At 31.7% G+C, this 957-nt stretch carries 1 protein-coding gene; it reads right to left on the bottom strand.

The window, feature by feature from the left end:
* Positions 1–54: 54 nt before the first annotated feature.
* On the bottom strand, positions 55–957 hold a 903-nt coding region (locus AVBRAN9333_RS09410; RefSeq protein WP_336609909.1), incomplete at its 5' end, for a methyl-accepting chemotaxis protein.

Here is a 957-nt window from a genome sequence, read left to right as displayed (position 1 = left end):
ATTAGGAACTAGCATACTAATTCCTAATAATAAGTTTATTCTTAAGCTAATAAATCAAGTTCTAAATTCATTTAGCTTTTTGTTTAGTTGTTCTGTCATCTCACTTAGATGATTTGCTGCTCCTGCTATTTCTTCTACACTTCTTGCGTTTTCATTAGTGATAGTATTCATATTATTTACTCCACTTAATATCTCGCTCATATCTTTACTTGTGTTTATATAATCATTTACAGTTGCTTCACTAATTTTTACAGCTTCACTCATTACTTTACCCATTTCATTAATTGTATCTTGGGTATTACTTGCTACTTGAGTTAATTTACTAATCTCTGCTGAATTAGTGCTCATTTGCTCACTTGCATCTTTAATACCTTGAACTATAACGCTTATTGTTGCATTTATTTCACTAAGGCTTTTTTGAGTTCTTTCTGCTAGGCTTCTTACTTCATCAGCTACTACGGCAAATCCTCTACCATGCTCTCCTGCTCTTGCAGCTTCTATTGCAGCATTTAATGCAAGTAAGTTAGTCTGGTCTGCTACATCATTAATTATTTCTAAAATAGATTTAACATTATCAGCATCACGGCTTAATTGCTCAATCTTACTAGCTAAAGCACTTTCTATATCAGCACTATGATTTATTTGATTAGTTAATGAATTAATAGCATCGTTTGCTGATTTTATAAACTTACTTGCATTACTTAATTCATCTTTACCTTTAGCTGCACCAATTACGCCTTTATCAAGGTTATCTTTAGTATTAGTTCCTTTATTAGCTACTTCTGTAACTATTACGCTACCTTCTTCTGCACGCTTACCTGTTTGAAGACTTGTGTGGCTTAATTCATTTGCTATTGAAGCGTTTTCATTTGAGATATCTTTTGCTTGTGCTATTAGAATTCTTACTTTTTCTAAGAATATATTAATAGCTTTACAAGCTTGAGCTATTTCATCATT

The sequence above is a fragment of the Campylobacter sp. RM9333 genome, from assembly GCF_020137705.1.
Classification (GTDB): domain Bacteria; phylum Campylobacterota; class Campylobacteria; order Campylobacterales; family Campylobacteraceae; genus Campylobacter_E.
This window is presented reverse-complemented; position numbering and strand designations above follow the sequence as displayed.